The 17978-nt window shown below is 27.5% G+C and carries 15 protein-coding genes and 1 pseudogene; 6 read left to right on the top strand and 10 right to left on the bottom strand.

What is annotated here, in order from left to right; genetic code table 11:
- Positions 1-34 precede the first annotated feature (34 nt).
- The 8 genes and pseudogenes from Lupro_RS13010 to Lupro_RS12975 form a co-directional block, all read right to left on the bottom strand.
- Entirely contained in the window at positions 35-649 is a 615-nt protein-coding gene (locus Lupro_RS13010) for a hypothetical protein (protein WP_144439149.1), read from the bottom strand.
- A 98-nt stretch (positions 650-747) separates the two neighbouring features.
- The gene (locus Lupro_RS13005; protein ID WP_068211222.1) at positions 748-2208 is read right to left on the bottom strand and encodes a lipopolysaccharide biosynthesis protein; all 1461 of its coding nucleotides are present in this window, start codon (positions 2206-2208) and stop codon (positions 748-750) included.
- Positions 2208-3287, bottom strand: coding sequence for a non-hydrolyzing UDP-N-acetylglucosamine 2-epimerase (gene wecB / locus Lupro_RS13000; protein ID WP_068211219.1), 1080 nt, complete (start codon positions 3285-3287; stop codon positions 2208-2210). The genes Lupro_RS13005 and wecB overlap by 1 nt, the downstream gene beginning before the upstream one ends.
- Entirely contained in the window at positions 3284-4561 is a 1278-nt protein-coding gene (locus tag Lupro_RS12995) for a glycosyltransferase family 4 protein (protein ID WP_068211216.1), read from the bottom strand. Before Lupro_RS12995 ends, wecB begins: the two co-directional genes overlap by 4 nt.
- The gene (locus Lupro_RS12990) at positions 4558-5736 is read right to left on the bottom strand and encodes a glycosyltransferase family 4 protein (RefSeq protein ID WP_227807453.1); all 1179 of its coding nucleotides are present in this window, start codon (positions 5734-5736) and stop codon (positions 4558-4560) included. Before Lupro_RS12990 ends, Lupro_RS12995 begins: the two co-directional genes overlap by 4 nt.
- Before the next feature lie 17 nt (positions 5737-5753).
- Complete coding sequence (locus Lupro_RS12985; protein ID WP_068211211.1) at positions 5754-6269, bottom strand: class I SAM-dependent methyltransferase; 516 nt, start codon at positions 6267-6269, stop codon at positions 5754-5756.
- A pseudogene (locus Lupro_RS12980) lies at positions 6262-8684 on the bottom strand (YfhO family protein). Before Lupro_RS12980 ends, Lupro_RS12985 begins: the two are co-directional and overlap by 8 nt.
- Before the next feature lie 5 nt (positions 8685-8689).
- Positions 8690-8950 carry a DUF4834 family protein gene (locus Lupro_RS12975; RefSeq protein ID WP_068211209.1) on the bottom strand — a complete coding sequence of 87 codons (261 nt, stop codon included), beginning with the start codon at positions 8948-8950 and terminating at the stop codon, positions 8690-8692.
- Positions 8951-9048: 98 nt separating this feature from the next.
- Here Lupro_RS12975 and Lupro_RS12970 point away from each other — a divergent pair, with 98 nt between their 5' ends.
- The 6 genes from Lupro_RS12970 (at position 9049) to Lupro_RS12945 (ending at position 14468) form a co-directional block, all read left to right on the top strand.
- Positions 9049-9993: a transporter gene (locus tag Lupro_RS12970; protein WP_068211206.1), complete on the top strand. Its 945-nt coding sequence runs from the start codon at positions 9049-9051 to the stop codon at positions 9991-9993.
- Between the two features lie 5 nt (positions 9994-9998).
- Entirely contained in the window at positions 9999-11117 is a 1119-nt protein-coding gene (locus Lupro_RS12965; protein WP_068211204.1) for a GTP cyclohydrolase, read from the top strand.
- Positions 11117-11824 carry a 16S rRNA (uracil(1498)-N(3))-methyltransferase gene (locus tag Lupro_RS12960; RefSeq protein ID WP_068211200.1) on the top strand — a complete coding sequence of 236 codons (708 nt, stop codon included), beginning with the start codon at positions 11117-11119 and terminating at the stop codon, positions 11822-11824. Before Lupro_RS12965 ends, Lupro_RS12960 begins: the two co-directional genes overlap by 1 nt.
- A 61-nt stretch (positions 11825-11885) precedes the next feature.
- Positions 11886-12500, top strand: coding sequence for a DUF4159 domain-containing protein (locus Lupro_RS12955; RefSeq protein ID WP_099092405.1), 615 nt, complete (start codon positions 11886-11888; stop codon positions 12498-12500).
- A gap of 8 nt (positions 12501-12508) precedes the next feature.
- Positions 12509-13414 carry a bile acid:sodium symporter family protein gene (locus Lupro_RS12950; protein ID WP_068211193.1) on the top strand — a complete coding sequence of 302 codons (906 nt, stop codon included), beginning with the start codon at positions 12509-12511 and terminating at the stop codon, positions 13412-13414.
- A 40-nt stretch (positions 13415-13454) separates the two neighbouring features.
- The gene (locus tag Lupro_RS12945; RefSeq protein WP_068211190.1) at positions 13455-14468 is read left to right on the top strand and encodes a lysophospholipid acyltransferase family protein; all 1014 of its coding nucleotides are present in this window, start codon (positions 13455-13457) and stop codon (positions 14466-14468) included.
- On the opposite strand, the gene Lupro_RS12940 is transcribed toward Lupro_RS12945, so the two are convergent.
- Both Lupro_RS12940 and Lupro_RS12935 read right to left on the bottom strand, forming a co-directional pair.
- Positions 14458-17376: a glycoside hydrolase family 3 N-terminal domain-containing protein gene (locus Lupro_RS12940; protein WP_068211188.1), complete on the bottom strand. Its 2919-nt coding sequence runs from the start codon at positions 17374-17376 to the stop codon at positions 14458-14460. The genes Lupro_RS12945 and Lupro_RS12940 overlap by 11 nt on opposite strands.
- A gap of 114 nt (positions 17377-17490) precedes the next feature.
- Positions 17491-17976, bottom strand: a complete 486-nt coding sequence (locus tag Lupro_RS12935; protein ID WP_068211185.1) for an ABC transporter ATPase — start codon at positions 17974-17976, stop codon at positions 17491-17493.
- Positions 17977-17978 lie beyond the last annotated feature (2 nt).

The raw sequence follows: 17978 nt of genomic DNA, 5'->3' as shown, positions 1-17978 counted from the left end.
AATAATTGTTTGGTTATGTAAATATAAAAATAATTTAAGGCAATAACTTAATCAATGTTAAAATTCCTAATATTAAAAATAACAAACTTAAGATACCGTTTATGTTAGTCGCAATAAATGATATTTTCTTAATAATAATTTTTGCAAAAGATATATATGTGAAAAATAGTAAGAATGAACCTATAGATGCTCCTAAAACAAATATTAAAATATAAGGTTGTGCTACAATAATTTTATTTTCTGAAGCTAAATAAATACTTATTCCTAAATAAAAAGGAATAGCTAACATATTAACGGCTGACATTGCCATACCTTTTATAAAAAAATTACCTGTTCCGCTTTTAGCTTTTGTAGCAATTTTTTTTCTAGAAAGATAGAAGAAAAAAACTGCCAAAGCAAAAAACACAAATACTCCAACAGTTTTTAAAACTTCTATAACTTTAGGATTTTTAATAAAGTAATCTGCAAAAAGCAATGCTATTCCTGCTTGAATTAATACCACAATTGCTGCTCCAAAAGCATACTTAATACTTGCTGTTTTCCCAACATCTATCCTTGTTTTTAAAGCAGTCATATTAAGCATTCCTGGTGAAATTAATCCAAAATATGCCATAATTATTCCATAAAAGAGGTGCGTTAAATATACCATGTAAACATTATTTAAAATTAAAATACTTTTAGTTTTGGTAACTATTTTTTATTTCTATAAATTTTAATACAAACTCCTAAAACAGCTTTTTTTATTTTTTACTTCACAAATAAATACCTAGATATCAAATCATTAATATCTTTTGAAATATTAGTTTTTTTAACAAGTATCAAATATAAAACAACAACAATTAAAGATTTTAAAGCAATATTTATTAAAGGATTAAAACTAAAATTCCAAAAATAAAACAAAGCAAACATACCAAAAATTATCAATAATAATTTGATTGTTTCTAGACTAAAAGGCTGAATTCTTAATTTTGATTTAATATAAACAATTTTATAAATACTATACACAATTACAACTATTAAAGTAGCCAGTGCAGCTCCATTAATACCTATTGCATTAATTAGCCATTTATTTAAAATAATTACACTTATTGCCATAGCCAATGATAAATAGAAAAATATTTTATAGTATTTAGAATTTACCAAAATTGCATTTCCTATACCTAAAGCCAACTCCATTAGTTTAGCTATAGAGATAATTAACACAATCCATATTCCTTTAGTAAACTGTGGCTTATCAATTATTTGGTATAAATCCGTAATATTTAAATTGATTAATAAAAAAAACAATCCGCCAATTACCAATAAATTTATAGAAGTTTTCTTGTATAGTTTCTCTACCTCTACTAAATTATGTTCATTCATGTATTTGGCTGTAATAGGACTTGTAATTTGTTGCATTGCTCTTGTTGGAATTGCTATAACACTCGCTATATATATACCTACTGAATAATAGGCAACTTGTGCTATTTGCTCCATTTGAGGAATCATAAATTTATCTATTTCTAATAAAATTCCTGCTGCTGAACCTGCTACAATAATATACAATGAAAAATTAATTATCTTTTTAATATTTGATGGGAATTTAAAAATTAGTTTTGGTTTATAAATATAAAGTGCATAAATCTTCATTATTAAAGTTCTTATACCATAAACAACAACAACTGCATAAATAAACTGTTCGTTTGTGAGCCAACCAATATAAACTGCCACTAATAGCAATGAAACACAAACACGTGCAAATATTTCTTTTATAAAATTCCCAAAAATAGAGTTAAATTGAACTTTAGTCCACGAATAAAAAACTTCAAAATAGCCCATAAAAATGGCGATTATAAAAATAAGGCCTGTATATTTTTTTATAAAAGGATTTTCTACCGAAAGCCAATTTGAAATAGTTTCATAAAAATACGTACCTACAAGTCCAAAAGGAATAATTACAATAAGTGGAATTAAAAGTGTAGTTATTAAAAAGCTATCTTTTTCTATTTTAGTTTTATATGAAGAATAATATTTTATTACCGTATGTTGCATACCAAAAACAAGTAACGGTAAAATTATATTTGCTGTTGATAATAAAAAAGTAATTAATCCAAAATAGTTTTCCTGTAAAAAATGTGTGTATAAAAACAATACGTTAACACCTCCTATTACAAAACCTAAAAATAGGATAGCTGTATTAACAAAAGATTGTTTTAAAACAATACCCATTATATTAAATTAAGTATTTCAGTATAAATCTTTTCACCTACTTCATTCCCATATAATTCCATATCAAAATTGGTAGAAAAATGTTGAAAATTTTGAAATGCTGAAATCATTTTGTTTGTATTATTACCCACAATTTTAGCAAATCCATTTGAAACTAATTCAACCCATTCTGTTTCTTCCCTAGCAATTATACAATGTTTGTTATTAAAAAATGCCTCTTTTTGAAGTCCGCCACTATCCGTAATTACCAAGTTGCAATTTTTTAGTAATTCTAGCATATCAAAATAACCAACGGGGGCAATTGTAGTAATATTATATTTTAGGTTATAAGCATCTAAAATAGCTTTTGTTCTTGGATGTAATGGCATTACTACTTGCTTTTGCTTACTTATAGTTTCTAAACCTTTAAAAATAGCTTTTAAATTCTCTATAGAATTGGTATTTTCTTGACGATGAATTGTGGCTAAAACAAAATTATTTGCTTTCAATTGTAAATTTGAAATTATTGATGATTTTTGCTTAGAAATTTTACCGTAAAATGTTACAGCATCTTTCATAATATCTCCACATTTTACTATTTTAGTGTCAAAATTTTCAAATCCCTCTTTTTGCAGGTTTTCAATAGCCATGCTTGTTGGACAAAGAAGTAAATCTGAAATTCTATCTGTTAAAATTCTATTTATTTCTTCGGGCATTTTCATATTAAAGGAACGTAACCCAGCCTCTACATGAATAACTTTAATATTCATCTTTTTAGCAGCTAACGCCCCCGCTAATGTGGAATTTGTATCACCGTAAATCAAAACTGCTTCAGGTTTCTCTTTTTTCAATACTTCTTCAATTTTTTCTAACATTTGCCCTGTCATAGCACCATGGCTTAACCCATTAATTTCTAGGTTATATTTTGGTGTAGGGATTTCCATCTCATTAAAAAAAATAGCACTCATATTAACATCGTAATGCTGGCCTGTATGTACAATAACTTCTTCAATAAAATTATGTTTGGAAATTACTCTACTTAAAACTGCTGCTTTTACAAACTGCGGTCTAGCTCCTAATATGGTTACAACTTTTTTCATTTAGTAATACTATATATTATTTTAGAAACTTTCTCAGTCAATTTCTTTCTATGAAACTTATCAATATTTTTAGAGTTAATTTCTAAATTATTTTGCTTAAATTTTAAATATAAATTTAAGATAGTTTTCTTCAATAAATCTTTATCATAAAAATCAATCACAAAACCTGAATTTGTTCTATTTATTATCTCTGCTAAATCTCCATTAATTGGTGCTATTGCCAAAATTGGACGTTTAGCCATTAAATATTCAAATACTTTACCTGTAATAATAGCCTTGGCACTTGACACATTATTAACAACCAACAATAATAATTGTGATTTTATTTGAAATTCAATTACCTTATTGTGAGGAATGTAATCAATTATATGAACATTAGCACCCAAATTATTCGCTAAAATATCTTTTCTAATATCCGGAGCAATTTTTCCTATTAATTTTAATTCAAAATCTTTAGCAAAGTCTATATTTTCATTACTAATTTCAGCTAAAACTTTCCATAATATTTGAGGGTTTCTATCTGCATTCATTAAACCAACGTGTGTTACCGTAAATTTTGAATCTAAATCAACCTTTTTCTTTATAATTTCACTATCAAATCCATTGGTCACAGTAATTACATTTTTATTAAACTTACTGTAATTTTTTTTCATTGTATTACCAACAACTAGAACAGCATCAGCACTATTTAATACATTTCTCTCTAAATATTTATGTGTTTCTATTGATTTTTTTGTTAAAGGAAGTTGATGAAAATAATCAATTTCAGTCCAAGGATCTCTAAAATCTGCTATCCATTTTACATTTAATTTTTGCTTTAACTTTAAGCCAATTAAATGTACACTATGCGGTGGACCAGTTGTAATAATTACATCAATTTTATTTTTAAACAAATAATTTTTTAAATATTTAACAGAAGGCCTCACCCAAAATTTACGAGCATCAGGAATAAAATAATTAGCTCTAATATTTTGTAATATCCTCCCAATAAACGTGGGATTTGGATTTAGAAATCCTGAAGTTTCATTATTGTTTTTTAGAAAGAAAGGTAACACATTATTTGGTTCCCAAATAGGTTGTTTTAAAATTTCAATTCCTTTAGGGATTTCCTTTTCTAATGATTTATCTAGAATTGGATAATGAGGTTTTTCAACAGTAAAAATAACAGGTTCAACACCAAAATCTCTAAAATACTTTACAAACTTCAACCAACGTTGCACTCCAGAACCTCCTGCAGGAGGCCAATAATACGTTATAATGAGTGCTTTTTTCATAAGTTAAAATTAGCATATAAATCTATTAATTTTTCAGAAGTTTTCTCCCAACAAAAGTCATTTGCTATAAATTGATTCCCATTACTACCTAAATTATCTCTTAATTTTTCATCTGTGTACAATTGCAGAACCTTCATAGTAAAATCTTCTGAATCTTGTTCTCTATGAATTAAGCCCGATTTTGCTTTTTCTATTAAATTTGCCTGCGCTGTAGCATTACTAACTAACAATGGTTTACCAACACTCATATACTGAGAAAGTTTATTTGCATACGTAGTATCATGATGTAAATTTCTATGTAAAGGAGAGATACAAATTGAACTTGCTACAATGTATGAAGGCAATAAATTTTCATTTTGCCACCCCTCAAAATCAACAAAATTTTGAATATTTAATATCTTAACTTGTTTTTTTAAAATTATATCTGATGTGTTACTACCTACAATTACTAATTTTAAATTTTTAATGGTTTCTTTTAATACAGAAACACTTTTAATAACCGTTTGCAATCCTCTTCTTAAACCCGTGTCTCCTATATATAACAATACAAAATTATCTTTGTATTTGTCAATTATTCCCTGCTTTAGTATTGCTTTTTTATAATAATTTTTATGAACTGTGTTTGGTACAACAACTATATCTTTTGAGTCTTTCCCTACTCTATTCACAATCTCATTTTTAGATTCTTGAGTTACCACAATCAAAGTTGTTGCTTTTTTTATAAATATCTCCTCTTTCTGTTTCCATTTTTTTAAAGAGATTAATAGTTTCCCAAAAAAAGATTTTAGATGAGGATAAAACTTCATAATTTCAGGTCTATTTTCATGCAAATCTAATACTACTTTTAAGTTTAACTTTTTATTTACTTTAAAAGCAGCTCCAGCAATTTGAATATCATGAATATGAATGACTTCAATTTTATTTGTAATACAAAAATCCCTAATTTTTTGTGCCATAATTTGGGTGTAAAAAGGAAATGTATACACCAAAGCTGATAATTTATAAATTAGCTTATTTGATTTATATCTTTTTACTTGAATGCCTTGAATATTTTCATTCTTTAATTCGTTCTCATATTTCAAACAAAAAAGAAAAACTTCATGACCGTTTTTAATTAATGAAATAGCTTCATTTTCAACCCGTGGATCGGGTGGAAAAGTTTTGTCTAAAATCATTCCAATTCGCATATCAATTATTTTTCAGCATAAACTGCGTAGTAACGTGGTGTAAATTTTCTTAAAATAGGTCTAAAACCAATTTTATTAATGGGGCTCGTCCATTTTTCCTTTTTCTTTATAGTCCATCCAGATTTTTCAAGCAACCAATCAAACTGCCAGTCTTCAAATTCATGATAATGCCTATCTCGCATATCAGTTTTACTTCTGTATGCTTTAGCAAACCATAAATTTAACGGAACTGTTGTAATAATTTTTGAAGTTTCAATAGTTCTTAAAACATTAAATGGGGCAACTAAATGCTCAAAAATTTCAAAAGCTGTAACGGCATCAACATTGTATTTTTTAACCACTTCAGGTAATTCATCTAAATCTTCTCCTTCAGTATTAAAAACAGTATAGCCATTTTCCTCCATAATTTCAGAAAATGGATTACGCACTCCTAAATCTAAAATTGTAGCAGGTGCTGGTAAAACCTCTTGTAAAAATTTTAGCGTATGCGCATAACGTTTAATTGGTATTTTACTATACATTCTTTATTTTTTTATCTACAAAAAACCATCCAAAAGAGATGATTAAAAATAAAGCATACGAAGCTAACGTTATGGTATTTCCGTTTTTAATTACATTAGGTTCAAATTTAAACTCAATGGTATGCTTTCCTTTTGGAATTTCCATTCCTCGCAAAACATAATTAACTCTATAATATGGTGTTTGGTTTCCATCAATATAGGCATTCCATCCATCTTTATAATAGATTTCAGAAAATACTGCAAATTGATTCGTACTTGCATTTGATTTATATATTAACTCATTTGTTTTATAAGTTACTAATTGAATTATAGCTGTTGAATCTTTTGGAAAACTTGTTTTAAAATTTTCATTGACAAAGCGTTTATCAATTACAGCTTCTGTTTTGGTTTTTAAACTATCCAGTGCCTTTATTTCTTCATTGGCATTATTAACTACCTTTATGTTTTTTACAAACCAAACATTTCCGTTTGCATCAGGATTTTGTTGAAGTGTCTCTCGTCCACTTCCATCTTCAAAAATAAAATATTTAGTATTCATCATATTCAATACTTCAATATTATTTTTCGAAATTTGATAGTCGTATAATTCTTGGTATCTTCTTAATTTAGCAGCATGATATCCTCCTATAGATTTATGAAAATAGGATGTAGAGCCATCATTCATAGGGCTAACTATAAAATTAGCTACTCTGTAATAGCTTTTATCTTTTAAAATTTCTTTATCAATTTCAGAAGCAACAAAAGGTTTATCTACTTTTTTGGCACTTAAAAAGTCTTCATTATTTACATATCTTCTATCTACAGAAACTAAATCAAATAAAATAAGGCAAGCAATAATAACAGTTGTTGTATTTTTATTTAATTTTTCTTTTATGAATAACCATAATATACTTGCAGATAGCGTAATTAGAATTAACGTTCTTAAACTATCTTTAAAAAAGATGTCTTTCCTATCTGCAATAATCGCATCTAAAAAACCTGGTAGCATTGAATCATAATTAGCATCTCGCAAACCTTCGAAAGCAAAAAGACTAGATCCAAATAATGTAAAAATTAAGGCTAAACCTCCTAAAATATAGAAAGTATTTTTTAATGCTTTCAATTTTATATCAGAAGAATTAGTTGTTGAAAATAATTCTTTCAAACCCAATATTCCTAATATAGGTATTGCTAATTCGGCTATTACTTGTATGGAAGAAACTGCCCTAAACTTGTTATACAAAGGGATATAATCAATAAAAAAATTGGTCAAAATATTAAAATTCTTACCCCAACTCAACAATATTGAAAAAATAACAACAGCAACTAGCCATTTTTTTAGCTTTCCTTTCACAAGGAAAATACCTAGAACAAATAAAAACATAAAAATAGCTCCAACATATGCTGGCGCTTCAACTATGGGTTGCTTTCCCCAGTACATTGGAGCAAATTTAGCAAACTCTTTTACTCGTCGTGGATCTGTTTTTCCATTTAAAAACTGATAAATATTAGACTCCAATCCAACATCTTCATAATTTCCACCTCCCATAAAACGAGGGATAAACAAATTAAACGTTTCTAAAATTCCATAACTGTATTGAGTTATATACTCTTTATCAAGTCCTTTTGAAGGCTCTTTACTTGAACCGTCTAAATCAATAGTTAATTCACTTTTTCCACGTGTACTATGAGAAGCATATTCTTTAGTTGCCAATAAACTGGTGGCGTTAGTACCTACTGCCAGTACAACAGCAACAATTAAAATTGCAATACTTTTAAAAAAAATAGGCAATTGTTTTTCTTTGAAAGCATCAATTAAATAAACTACACCTAAAATTAATACCATAAACAGCAAATAGTAAGTCATTTGTGGATGACTGGCATTAATTTCTAAAGACATTGCAATTGCAGTTAGCACAAATCCAAATAAATATTTACGTTGTAAAACTAGCATTACCCCAGCTAAAACCATTGGCATATAAGCAATTGCATGTGCTTTAGCATTGTGTCCTACTCCCAAAATAATAATATAATATGTAGAAAATCCAAAACCTAAAGCCCCTAATGCCGCCAGTTTATAATTAACTTTTAATACCAATAAAAGAATAAAAAACTCAAAAAATAGAGAAACAAATAATCGGCAGGTCTAGGTAAAAAACGCAATAATTTATCTAGCTTTTTTATATAATTATTAGGATATAAAGCACTTAAATTATATGTTGGCATTCCTCCAAAAGCGGCATTTGTCCAATAAGGTTCTGTACCGTTTTCTTTTCTAAAATCATTCACTTCTTTTGCCATTCCAGTAAACTGCTTAATGTCATTCTGAAATATCTTTTTTCCTTCCAAAATTGGAGAAAAATAGGCTACTGAAACAATAACAAAAATTAAAATTACTACTGCAAATGGAAAAAATTTATTTATTAAATTTTTCATAAAATTTATTCATTTATGTCTTCATAATCTACATAATCACCAACATTTTTATTACTTTCTTTAGGTCTCGATGGTTTTTTAGCTATTACTGTTTCTCCTACTTTTCCACCATCAGTATCGGGTTTATTTTGCTGTTGCTGTTCTCTAAACTTTTTTTCAACATTATTAACTACCTGTTTTATAAACAACGGTAAAATATACCTACTTATAAATTTAAGTACATAGTAAACAATTAATATAATTGCTATCGTCTTTAACAATCCCATTTAATAAAGTTTTATAATTCCCAAAAATAACAATTTGACGGCAACTAAAACATTTAATTATATAAAATCTTATATTTGAACAATAATAAACTTAACATATGAAAAGAGTTTTTTTGTTGTTCATTGTATTTAACAGTATGCAAATGCTTCATGCTCAATATACTGAGATTATCAATTCTAAAAGACCTGGTTTTTCTGAGAGTCCATATAGTGTTGGCACCAATGTTTACCAATTTGAAACGGGCTTCTTTTATAGAAATAGCACCAGAGAAACAGCTTTTTCTAAACCAAATACTATTGGAGGTGAATTATTTTTTAGGTATGGAAAATTTTATGAGAAATTAGAATTTAATGCAAAAGTAGCTTATCAACGTGATGAAGTTTATAACATTTTAGGCCCAAATTATAATATTAGTGGTATTAGTCAACTTACTATTGGTGCCAAATATTTAATCTATCAACAAGAATATACAGATAAATCTAAAGAAATTAGAAGTTGGAAAAAGAGAATGGCCTTTGATAAAAAAAGATTAATCCCTTCCGTTGGAGCTTTTATTGGTGTTAATACCAATTTTTTAAGTAACGATTTTAAAGAAAATGAGTTAAGTATAAAAGCTGCTGTGTTACTACAAAATGATTTTTCGAATAGACTTGTATTAATAACAAATTTAATAGCTGATAAAATTTTATCAGATTCTAATGAATACTCATATATTGCAACAATGACCTATGCTTTAAGCTATAAATGGTCTTATTTTATTGAAAATCAAGGTATTTTTAAAAAAGAAATGACTCCGAAATTTCATTTTGGAACTGGTGCTGCCTATTTATTTTCAAACAATTTACAGCTAGACGCATCTATTAGAACAAATTTTTTTGAAGACTATTCCTTTCTATATTCTTCAATTGGTATTGCTTGGAGATTGGATAGACATTCTGATAAAGTAATTCATAAAAGTTCTCCTAGAGATCAACTCACAAAAAAAAGAAAACGCAGAAAAAAAGGAAATTTCTTTTCACGAATATTTAAAAAGAAACATTAAAATTTATGATTACTATACAAGAAATGACCTCTAAAAAGGAGATGAAGGCATTTGTTAAATTTCCTTTTAAATTGTACAAAAACAATCTTTATTGGGTTCCTCCCATTATCAATGATGAGCTAGAATCATTTGATAAAAATATAAATCCTGTTTTTGAACATGCTGAAGCTCAATTTTTTGTTGCTATTAAAAACAATGAAATTGTTGGAAGAATTGCTGCAATTATAAATCATACCGAAATAAATAAGCAAAAACTAAGGAAAATGCGTTTTGGATGGTTTGATTTTATAGATGATCTAGAAGTTTCTAAAAAGTTATTAGATAAAGTTTATGAAATTGGCTTGCGAAACAAACTTGAATTCATGGAAGGTCCAATGGGTTTTTCAAACCTAGATAAGGTTGGTGTATTAACAGATGGATTTAATAGTATTGGAAGTATGATAACTTGGTACAACTATGCTTATTACAAAGATCATTTTAAAAAATTAGGTTTTGAGGTTGAAAAAGAATATTTGGAAAGTATTTTTCCTTTTAAAAATGTAAAAAGAGAACCTCTTGAAAGAATTAGTACCATTATAAAAAAACGCTACCAACTTACACCTTTAAATTTTACTAAAACAAAAGATATTTTCCCTTATGTAGATCAAATGTTCAATCTATTTAACGAAAGCTATGCTTCACTTCCTACATTTGTTCCAATTAGCGATATAGAAAAAGATTATTTTAAAAAAAAATACATCTCATTTATCAATCCTGAATATATTAAATTTGTTGTTGATAAAGATGATAATATGGTAGCATTCGCAATTACTATGCCTTCCTTTTCTGAAGCTCTTCAAAAGGCTAAAGGTAAATTATTACCTTTTGGATTTTTGCACCTATTGAAGGCTAAAAAAAATAGCAAAGATGTTCTTTTCTATTTAATTGGAGTACACCCAAAATTTCAAAACAAAGGTGTGCATTCATTACTTTTTTTAGAATTTCAAAAATCATTTGAGCCCAAAGGTATTATCAACTGTATTAGAACACCTGAACTTGCCAGTAACAAGGCAATTGCTGCTGTTTGGAAAAAATTTAATTCAACTGTTTATAAAAAGCGTTGTACTTATAGAAAAAATATCTAATGCAATTATTTTACAATTCAGAAATAACAGCGAATACACAACAATTTACTTTTAATAAAATTGAGAGTAAACATCTTGTTCGTGTACTTCGTAAAAAAGAGAATGATAAAATATTTATCACAAATGGTTTCGGACAATTATTTACCTCAGAAATTATTATTGCCAGCGATAAAAAATGTTTGGTGAAAATTATAAACGTAGAATACACACAAAAACCGTGGAATTATTATTTACATATTGCAATTGCACCAACAAAATTAAATGACAGATTTGAATGGTTTTTAGAAAAAGCTACTGAAATTGGTATTGATGAAATTACACCTATAATTTGCGAACACTCTGAACGTAAAATTGTTAAACAAGAAAGAATGGAAAAAATAATTCATTCAGCAGCTAAACAATCACTTAAATTTCATTTCCCAAAATTAAATAATTATAAAACATTTAACCAATTTATAAAATCAGATTTTAATGGACAATTATTTATAGCTCACTGCGAAGAAGTAGAAAAAAAAACATTAAAATCTGAACTAAAACCTTCAACTAAAATTACTGTTTTAATTGGCCCTGAAGGTGATTTCTCAATCAAAGAAATTAAACAAAGTTTGGAACATAAATTTATTCCTGTATCTTTGGGACAAAGCCGTTTACGAACTGAAACTGCTGGTATTGTTGCTGTTCACAGTGTTGCCTTTATAAATGAATAACTTAATATTAAAATTTTACTCATTAATACCCATAAGAGTCTATTTACTTTTCACATGTTGCATGTTGCATTTTAACTTAATTTATGCACAACAAATAGCTATTTTAAAATACAGTGGTGGTGGAGATTGGTATGCAAACCCAACAGCATTACCTAACTTAATTAAATTTAGTAATGAAAATAGTAAAACTTCTATTAAAAAAAATCCCGAAACTGTTGATGTTGGTAGTGTAGATATTTTTAATTATCCCATTGTATTTATGACTGGCCATGGGAACGTGATTTTTTCAGAAAGTGCTATTAAAAATTTAAGAAATTATCTTATTTCTGGAGGTTTTTTAGAAATTTCAGATAATTATGGTTTGGATTTATACATTAGAAGAGAGTTAAAAAAAGTATTTCCATTATTAAATTTTCAAGAAATACCGTATAATCATCCTATTTACAATCAAACTTTTAAATTTAAAAATGGACTACCTAAAATACACGAACACAATGGTAAACCACCACAAGCTTTTGGTCTATTTTATAAAGGAAGACTCATTTGCTTCTATGATTATGAATCGGATTTAAGCGATGGATGGGAAGATGAAGAAGTTCACAACGATAATTTTGAAATAAGAGAAAAAGCATTAAAAATGGGTGCTAACATTATTGAATATGCTTTTAAAAATTAGTTAAAACTATGAACGAAAATTTAGATTCATTAAAAATAAATTTTGATACTGAAGGCTTATGGGTTTTAAATGTAACACTTGCTATAATTATGTTTGGAGTTGCTCTTGGAATTACAATAGATGATTTTAAACGGTTATTTAAAAACCCAAGAATCCTATTTACAGGTATTTTTTCTCAATTTATACTATTGCCCTTAGTAACTTTCATTTTTATAAAATTGGTAAATCCAATGCCAAGTATTGCATTGGGAATGATGATGGTTGCTGCTTGTCCCGGTGGTAATATTTCTAATTTTATGACTCAAATGGCAAAAGGTAATACAGCTCTTTCAGTTAGTTTAACAGCATTTGCAACCTTGGTTTCATTAGTAATGACTCCTTTTAATCTAGAATTTTGGGGTAATTTATACGCTCCAACAGCTCAAATACTTCAAAAAGTAGAGTTAAACCCATGGGAATTAGCCAAATTAGTTACTTTAATTTTAGGAATTCCCCTTATTCTTGGAATGTTATTTAATAAATATTATAAAAATTTATCAAAAAAATTATCAAAAATTTTAAAACCAATTTCCCTAGTCATTTTTATGATTTTTATTGTAATAGCCTTTTATGACAATTTTGATATTTTTATAAATTATGTTGAATATGTACTTATTTTGGTAGTTGCTCATAATTTACTAGCACTGTTAACTGGCTTTTATTTTGCAAAAGCAATGAAACTTTCTCGAAAAAATCAAAGAACCCTTTCTATTGAAACAGGAATTCAAAACTCTGGATTAGGATTATTACTTATTTTTAGTTTTTTTAATGGACTTGGAGGTATGGCATTACTTGTTGCTTTTTGGGCAATTTGGGATATAATTTCAGGATTATTATTAGCCACATATTGGTCTAAACAGAAAATAAAAGAATAATAGCTTGAAGCACCTTTGGTATAATATAATTAAATTTTATGTGAAAATCGGACTTTTCTTTTTACACAAAAAGATAATAATTTCTGGCAAAGAAAATATTCCTAAAAAAGGAGCGGTACTATTTGTTGGTAATCATCAAAATGCACTTATTGATGCCATTTTAATACCTACAACTACCAAAAGAAACATTCACTTTTTAACAAGAGCCTCTGCTTTTAAGAATAAAATAGTTGATAAAATACTTAGGAGTTTAAATATGATTCCTGTATATAGAATTAGAGATGGAATTAATACCGTTGAAAAAAATATTTTTATTTTTAAACAATGTTTCGAAATTCTAAAAAATGAAGGATCCATTGAAATTTTTGCAGAAGGAAACCATCATTTAGAACGAAGAATTTTTCCTTTAAAAAAAGGATTCGCTCGTATTATTTTAGGTACACTTCAAAAATACCCCAATTTAAAAATACTAATTGTTCCTGTAGGTATCAATTACGATTCTCATTTAAATTTCCCAAGTAGTGTTTCAATTTACTACGGAAAACCCATTTTGGTAAATACATTTATTAACGTTGAAAATCCAGATGTTAGATTTTTGAATATAATTAACGAAGTGTCTTCAGCTTTAAAAAAAATAACGGTTCACATCGAAGACAAAGATAATTACAATAAAATTATAACTAAATTGAATGCTCTCAAAGTAGATTATACAAACCCCTATGAAGTTAATGAAATACTAAAAAACATTGATAAATTACCAATACCTACTGCTAAGAAAATACAGGTTAATTGGTTTGCTCCAGTTCATTTACTTGCAAAAGTAAATAGTATTTTTCCATTATTAATTTGGAAATATTTAAAGTCAACTATTAAAGACCCAGTATTTACCAATACATTTAGATTTGCTTTAATACTAACAGTTTTTCCAATATTTTATCTTATCCAAACCTATATTGTTTATTGTTTTTTTAACTTGAAATATGCACTAATTTACTTGATTATTAGCATTGTACTAGGAATTATTTCTAAAAAAACAATGATTGTTAATCTGTAATTGCATCTTGTATTAACTGCTGTATTTCTATTCTAATATTGTTTTTTACTAAGTCCTTATTATTCATTGTTGGAAACACTCTATTAGATAAAAAAACATATATAATTTCAGTTTTAGGATCAACCCAAGTATAAGTACCCGTAAAACCACTATGTCCAAAACTTTCATCAGAAACACAACCACAAGTAGCTTTTTCTTTTGCCTTTAATTGAGGTTTATCAAAACCAACACCTCTTCTAACCCCATTATTTGCATAGTAACGATGGTTAAATTTGTTTATAGTTTTAGATTGAAAATACTGTTTCCCTCCATAATAACCTTTTTGTAAATACAACTGCATCATTTTAGAAATATCATTGGCATTTGAAAACAACCCCGCATGACCACCTATGCCTCCCTGCATTGCTGCACCCATATCATGCACGTACCCTTGTAACAATTGATTCCGATAGGAATTATCTTTTTCCGTTGGTACAATACTATTTTTCTGAAATTTATCTAAAGGTAAATACGTTGTTTTATTTGCTCCTAGTGCTTTAAAAAAGTGTTGTTGAGTCAATTCATTTAAATTTTTTTTATAGTAATTTTCTATAAAATCTTTAAAAATATAAAACGACAAATCACTATACTTATACCCTTCTCTCAAACGCTGTTCTGAATTAATTATACTATCCATCATTATTGAAGGATAATCTCTTCTTAAAAATAGCTTGTCTGCTACTTTTATATTGAATTTACTTGATTTTATTCCTCTATAAAATTCTTTTGAAGGTTTATGGGTTATGCTATCTAACGTAAACATATAAAATGGAATCCAAGGTTTTAATCTTGCATAATGAGAAAGTACTTCTTTAACAGTTAAAGTATCTTTATTCGTATTTTTAAATTTAGGTAATAAACTACCCATAGAACTCTCTAAACTTAAAACTCCTTTTTCTTCAAGTTCCATAATAAGAGGTAATGAAGCTATAATTTTAGTCATAGAAGCAATATCATAAATATCACTATTTTGAACAGGTAATTTTTGTTGATAAGTATGAAAACCAAAACTTTTATTGTAAACTACCTTCCCTTTTCTAGCTACTAGAATTTGCATTCCTGGAGTCATTTTTTTACGAATGACAACGTTAGCTAAAGAATCTATTCTTTTCAGTTTTTGACTACTTAAACCAACTTCTTCAGGAATAGAATATGCCAAACGCTTTAATGACTTTGTTTGAAGGCCATGTCCTACCGAAAATACCTTTTTAATTGAAACAGGTATTTTCCCTTTAATTTCTATTGCTCCAAAAAGCATTTGAGCTGAAATATTTTGTGATAATTTACTATTTTGATATGAAAGCAAAAGCCCATTAATATTTTTAAATGTTTTAAGTTGCAATAAACAATATGGATTTGCAAACACATCTAAAATAACAGTATTGGTTCTTGCAATTTCTTGTAACCAAACCAATTCTGAATCTTTAAAATGGTACTCATCTCTAAATCCTAGATCAGATTTATGAAAACCTACTATTACTAAATTATACGGCTCTAATTTCTCTATCAGTTCATCTAAATTTTCACTTGAAACCACATCAATAGCTGTGTAGTTTCTCAACGTTTTAATAAAATCAGTATTTTCTGCATCACCAAGTTTAACATAGGCAATTTTCTTCTTATCTAAATTCTGAATTGGCACTACTAAAGAATCATTTTTTAATAACGTTATTGAGTTTTTAATCAATTTTCTATATAATAATTCATTTTCAATAGAATTTAAATCTTTTTGTAAATTATCTAATTCAACTAATTTAAAATTAGATAAACCCGCCCAATATTTGGCTTTTAATATTTTCCGTACTGAATAATTTAATCGTTCTTCAGAAATTATTTTTTCTTGTAATGCATTTTTAATATATAAAATTGCAGCTGGCACATTCTCTGGTACTAACAAAATATCGTTCCCTGCAAGCATTGCTAGTAATTCAATTTCACCTGGTTTTGCAAAACCTGATGCTCCTTTCATGTTTAATGCATCAGTTATAATTAACCCGTTAAAATTTAATTTTTCTTTTAATAGACTAGTAACTACTTGGTATGAGAGTGATGTAGGTAATTCTACATTAGGCTCTAATGCTTTTACGCTTAAATGAGCAACCATAATAGTAGACAACCCTTTTGCAATAAGTTGTTTATATGGGTATAACTCTATTGAATCTAATCTATTCTTACCAAAATCTAAAACTGGCAAAGCAGTATGTGAATCTATATTTGTATCTCCATGACCTGGAAAATGTTTTGCACAGGCAAATACATTTTCACTTTGTATTCCTTTTATAAATGCCAACGCTTTCTTAGTTACATTTTCTCTACTTTCTCCAAAAGACCTATTCCCTATTATTGGATTATCTGGATTTGTATTTATATCAACTACAGGTGCAAAATTAATGTGAATTCCCAATCGTTTACACTGCTTCCCCATTTGTGCTCCAAATTCTTCAATTAATTTATCATCTCTTATTGCTCCAAGTGTCATATTCCAAGGAAATCGATAGGTGTTTTTTAAACGCATTTCCAAGCCCCATTCTGCTGTAATACCAATAAGTAATGGGACTTTAGAAATTGATTGATATATATTATTTAATTGAGCTTGTTTTTCAGGTGTTCCTTGCATAAAAACGAGACCACCAATGTGAAATTTCTCAATTAAATTTTTAATAAAAATGGTGTGATTTCTATCTTTATTTGAATATGCCTGAACCATTAATAACTGACCTATTTTTTCATCAACAGTCATATTATTTAACAAAGAATCTACCCATTGTTTTTGAGTTAATGAGTCTTTAACTATTAATGGATCAAACTTTTGAGCTTGTAAAAAGGTGCTATTTAACACTATAAATATGAAAAGTATATTTTTAATCATAAATTTATAATTGTTTAACCGCAGAAATATCCTTTTTCAATTTGAATTTATGGATTCTTATTTATTTCCCAACAGTTGAATATTTATTCTCAGGAAAAGAAAGTTCTTAAAATATTATACAAAAAAACGTTTGTGCCAACTTTTATCAGCTGTTACTTCCCAGTTATTAATTAAATCTACTTTTGTAGCAACCATATTATTAAATACAATTGTGTTTAAATTAATTTTTCCTTGTTTTGCATAATGTTGAAAATCAGACAAGCTCACAATATTTATACTGTTATTAACTTTAAACGATATGTTTAATTTATTTGTTAAATCTAAATTAAACTCCTTTTCTAATTGTTTTATTAAATTAACTGAGGCATCAATTGAACAACCTGAAACTTCATTAAATTCTTCATCAACGGCCAAAATAATAAATTGATTGTACTTTATTTGGTATGAAGCTTTTAAGTCTTCACCATGACGTTTCCAATTTTTAATAAAATCTTCTATTTTTAATTTAATAATTTCAACTTCATTTTCAGAAAACTCTCTATTTGATTGGTATATCCAAATTCTAGATGTGTCTGATAGGCTCTCAAAATTCACTAGCATAT

Origin of the sequence: Lutibacter profundi (assembly GCF_001543325.1) — a bacterium.
Taxonomy (GTDB): domain Bacteria; phylum Bacteroidota; class Bacteroidia; order Flavobacteriales; family Flavobacteriaceae; genus Lutibacter; species Lutibacter profundi.
This window is presented reverse-complemented; position numbering and strand designations above follow the sequence as displayed.

Bases quoted from the DNA above. Each gene is read 5' to 3' on its own strand.
- Lupro_RS13010 (WP_144439149.1), bottom strand. From the start codon at position 649: ATGGTATATTTAACGCACCTCTTTTATGGAATAATTATGGCATATTTT.
- Lupro_RS13005 (WP_068211222.1), bottom strand. From the start codon at position 2,208: ATGGGTATTGTTTTAAAACAATCTTTTGTTAATACAGCTATCCTATTT.
- wecB (WP_068211219.1), bottom strand. From the start codon at position 3,287: ATGAAAAAAGTTGTAACCATATTAGGAGCTAGACCGCAGTTTGTAAAA.
- Lupro_RS12995 (WP_068211216.1), bottom strand. From the start codon at position 4,561: ATGAAAAAAGCACTCATTATAACGTATTATTGGCCTCCTGCAGGAGGT.
- Lupro_RS12990 (WP_227807453.1), bottom strand. From the start codon at position 5,736: ATGATTTTAGACAAAACTTTTCCACCCGATCCACGGGTTGAAAATGAA.
- Lupro_RS12985 (WP_068211211.1), bottom strand. From the start codon at position 6,269: ATGTATAGTAAAATACCAATTAAACGTTATGCGCATACGCTAAAATTT.
- Lupro_RS12975 (WP_068211209.1), bottom strand. From the start codon at position 8,950: ATGGGATTGTTAAAGACGATAGCAATTATATTAATTGTTTACTATGTA.
- Lupro_RS12970 (WP_068211206.1), top strand. From the start codon at position 9,049: ATGAAAAGAGTTTTTTTGTTGTTCATTGTATTTAACAGTATGCAAATG.
- Lupro_RS12965 (WP_068211204.1), top strand. From the start codon at position 9,999: ATGATTACTATACAAGAAATGACCTCTAAAAAGGAGATGAAGGCATTT.
- Lupro_RS12960 (WP_068211200.1), top strand. From the start codon at position 11,117: ATGCAATTATTTTACAATTCAGAAATAACAGCGAATACACAACAATTT.
- Lupro_RS12955 (WP_099092405.1), top strand. From the start codon at position 11,886: ATGTTGCATTTTAACTTAATTTATGCACAACAAATAGCTATTTTAAAA.
- Lupro_RS12950 (WP_068211193.1), top strand. From the start codon at position 12,509: ATGAACGAAAATTTAGATTCATTAAAAATAAATTTTGATACTGAAGGC.
- Lupro_RS12940 (WP_068211188.1), bottom strand. From the start codon at position 17,376: ATGATTAAAAATATACTTTTCATATTTATAGTGTTAAATAGCACCTTT.
- Lupro_RS12935 (WP_068211185.1), bottom strand. From the start codon at position 17,976: ATGCTAGTGAATTTTGAGAGCCTATCAGACACATCTAGAATTTGGATA.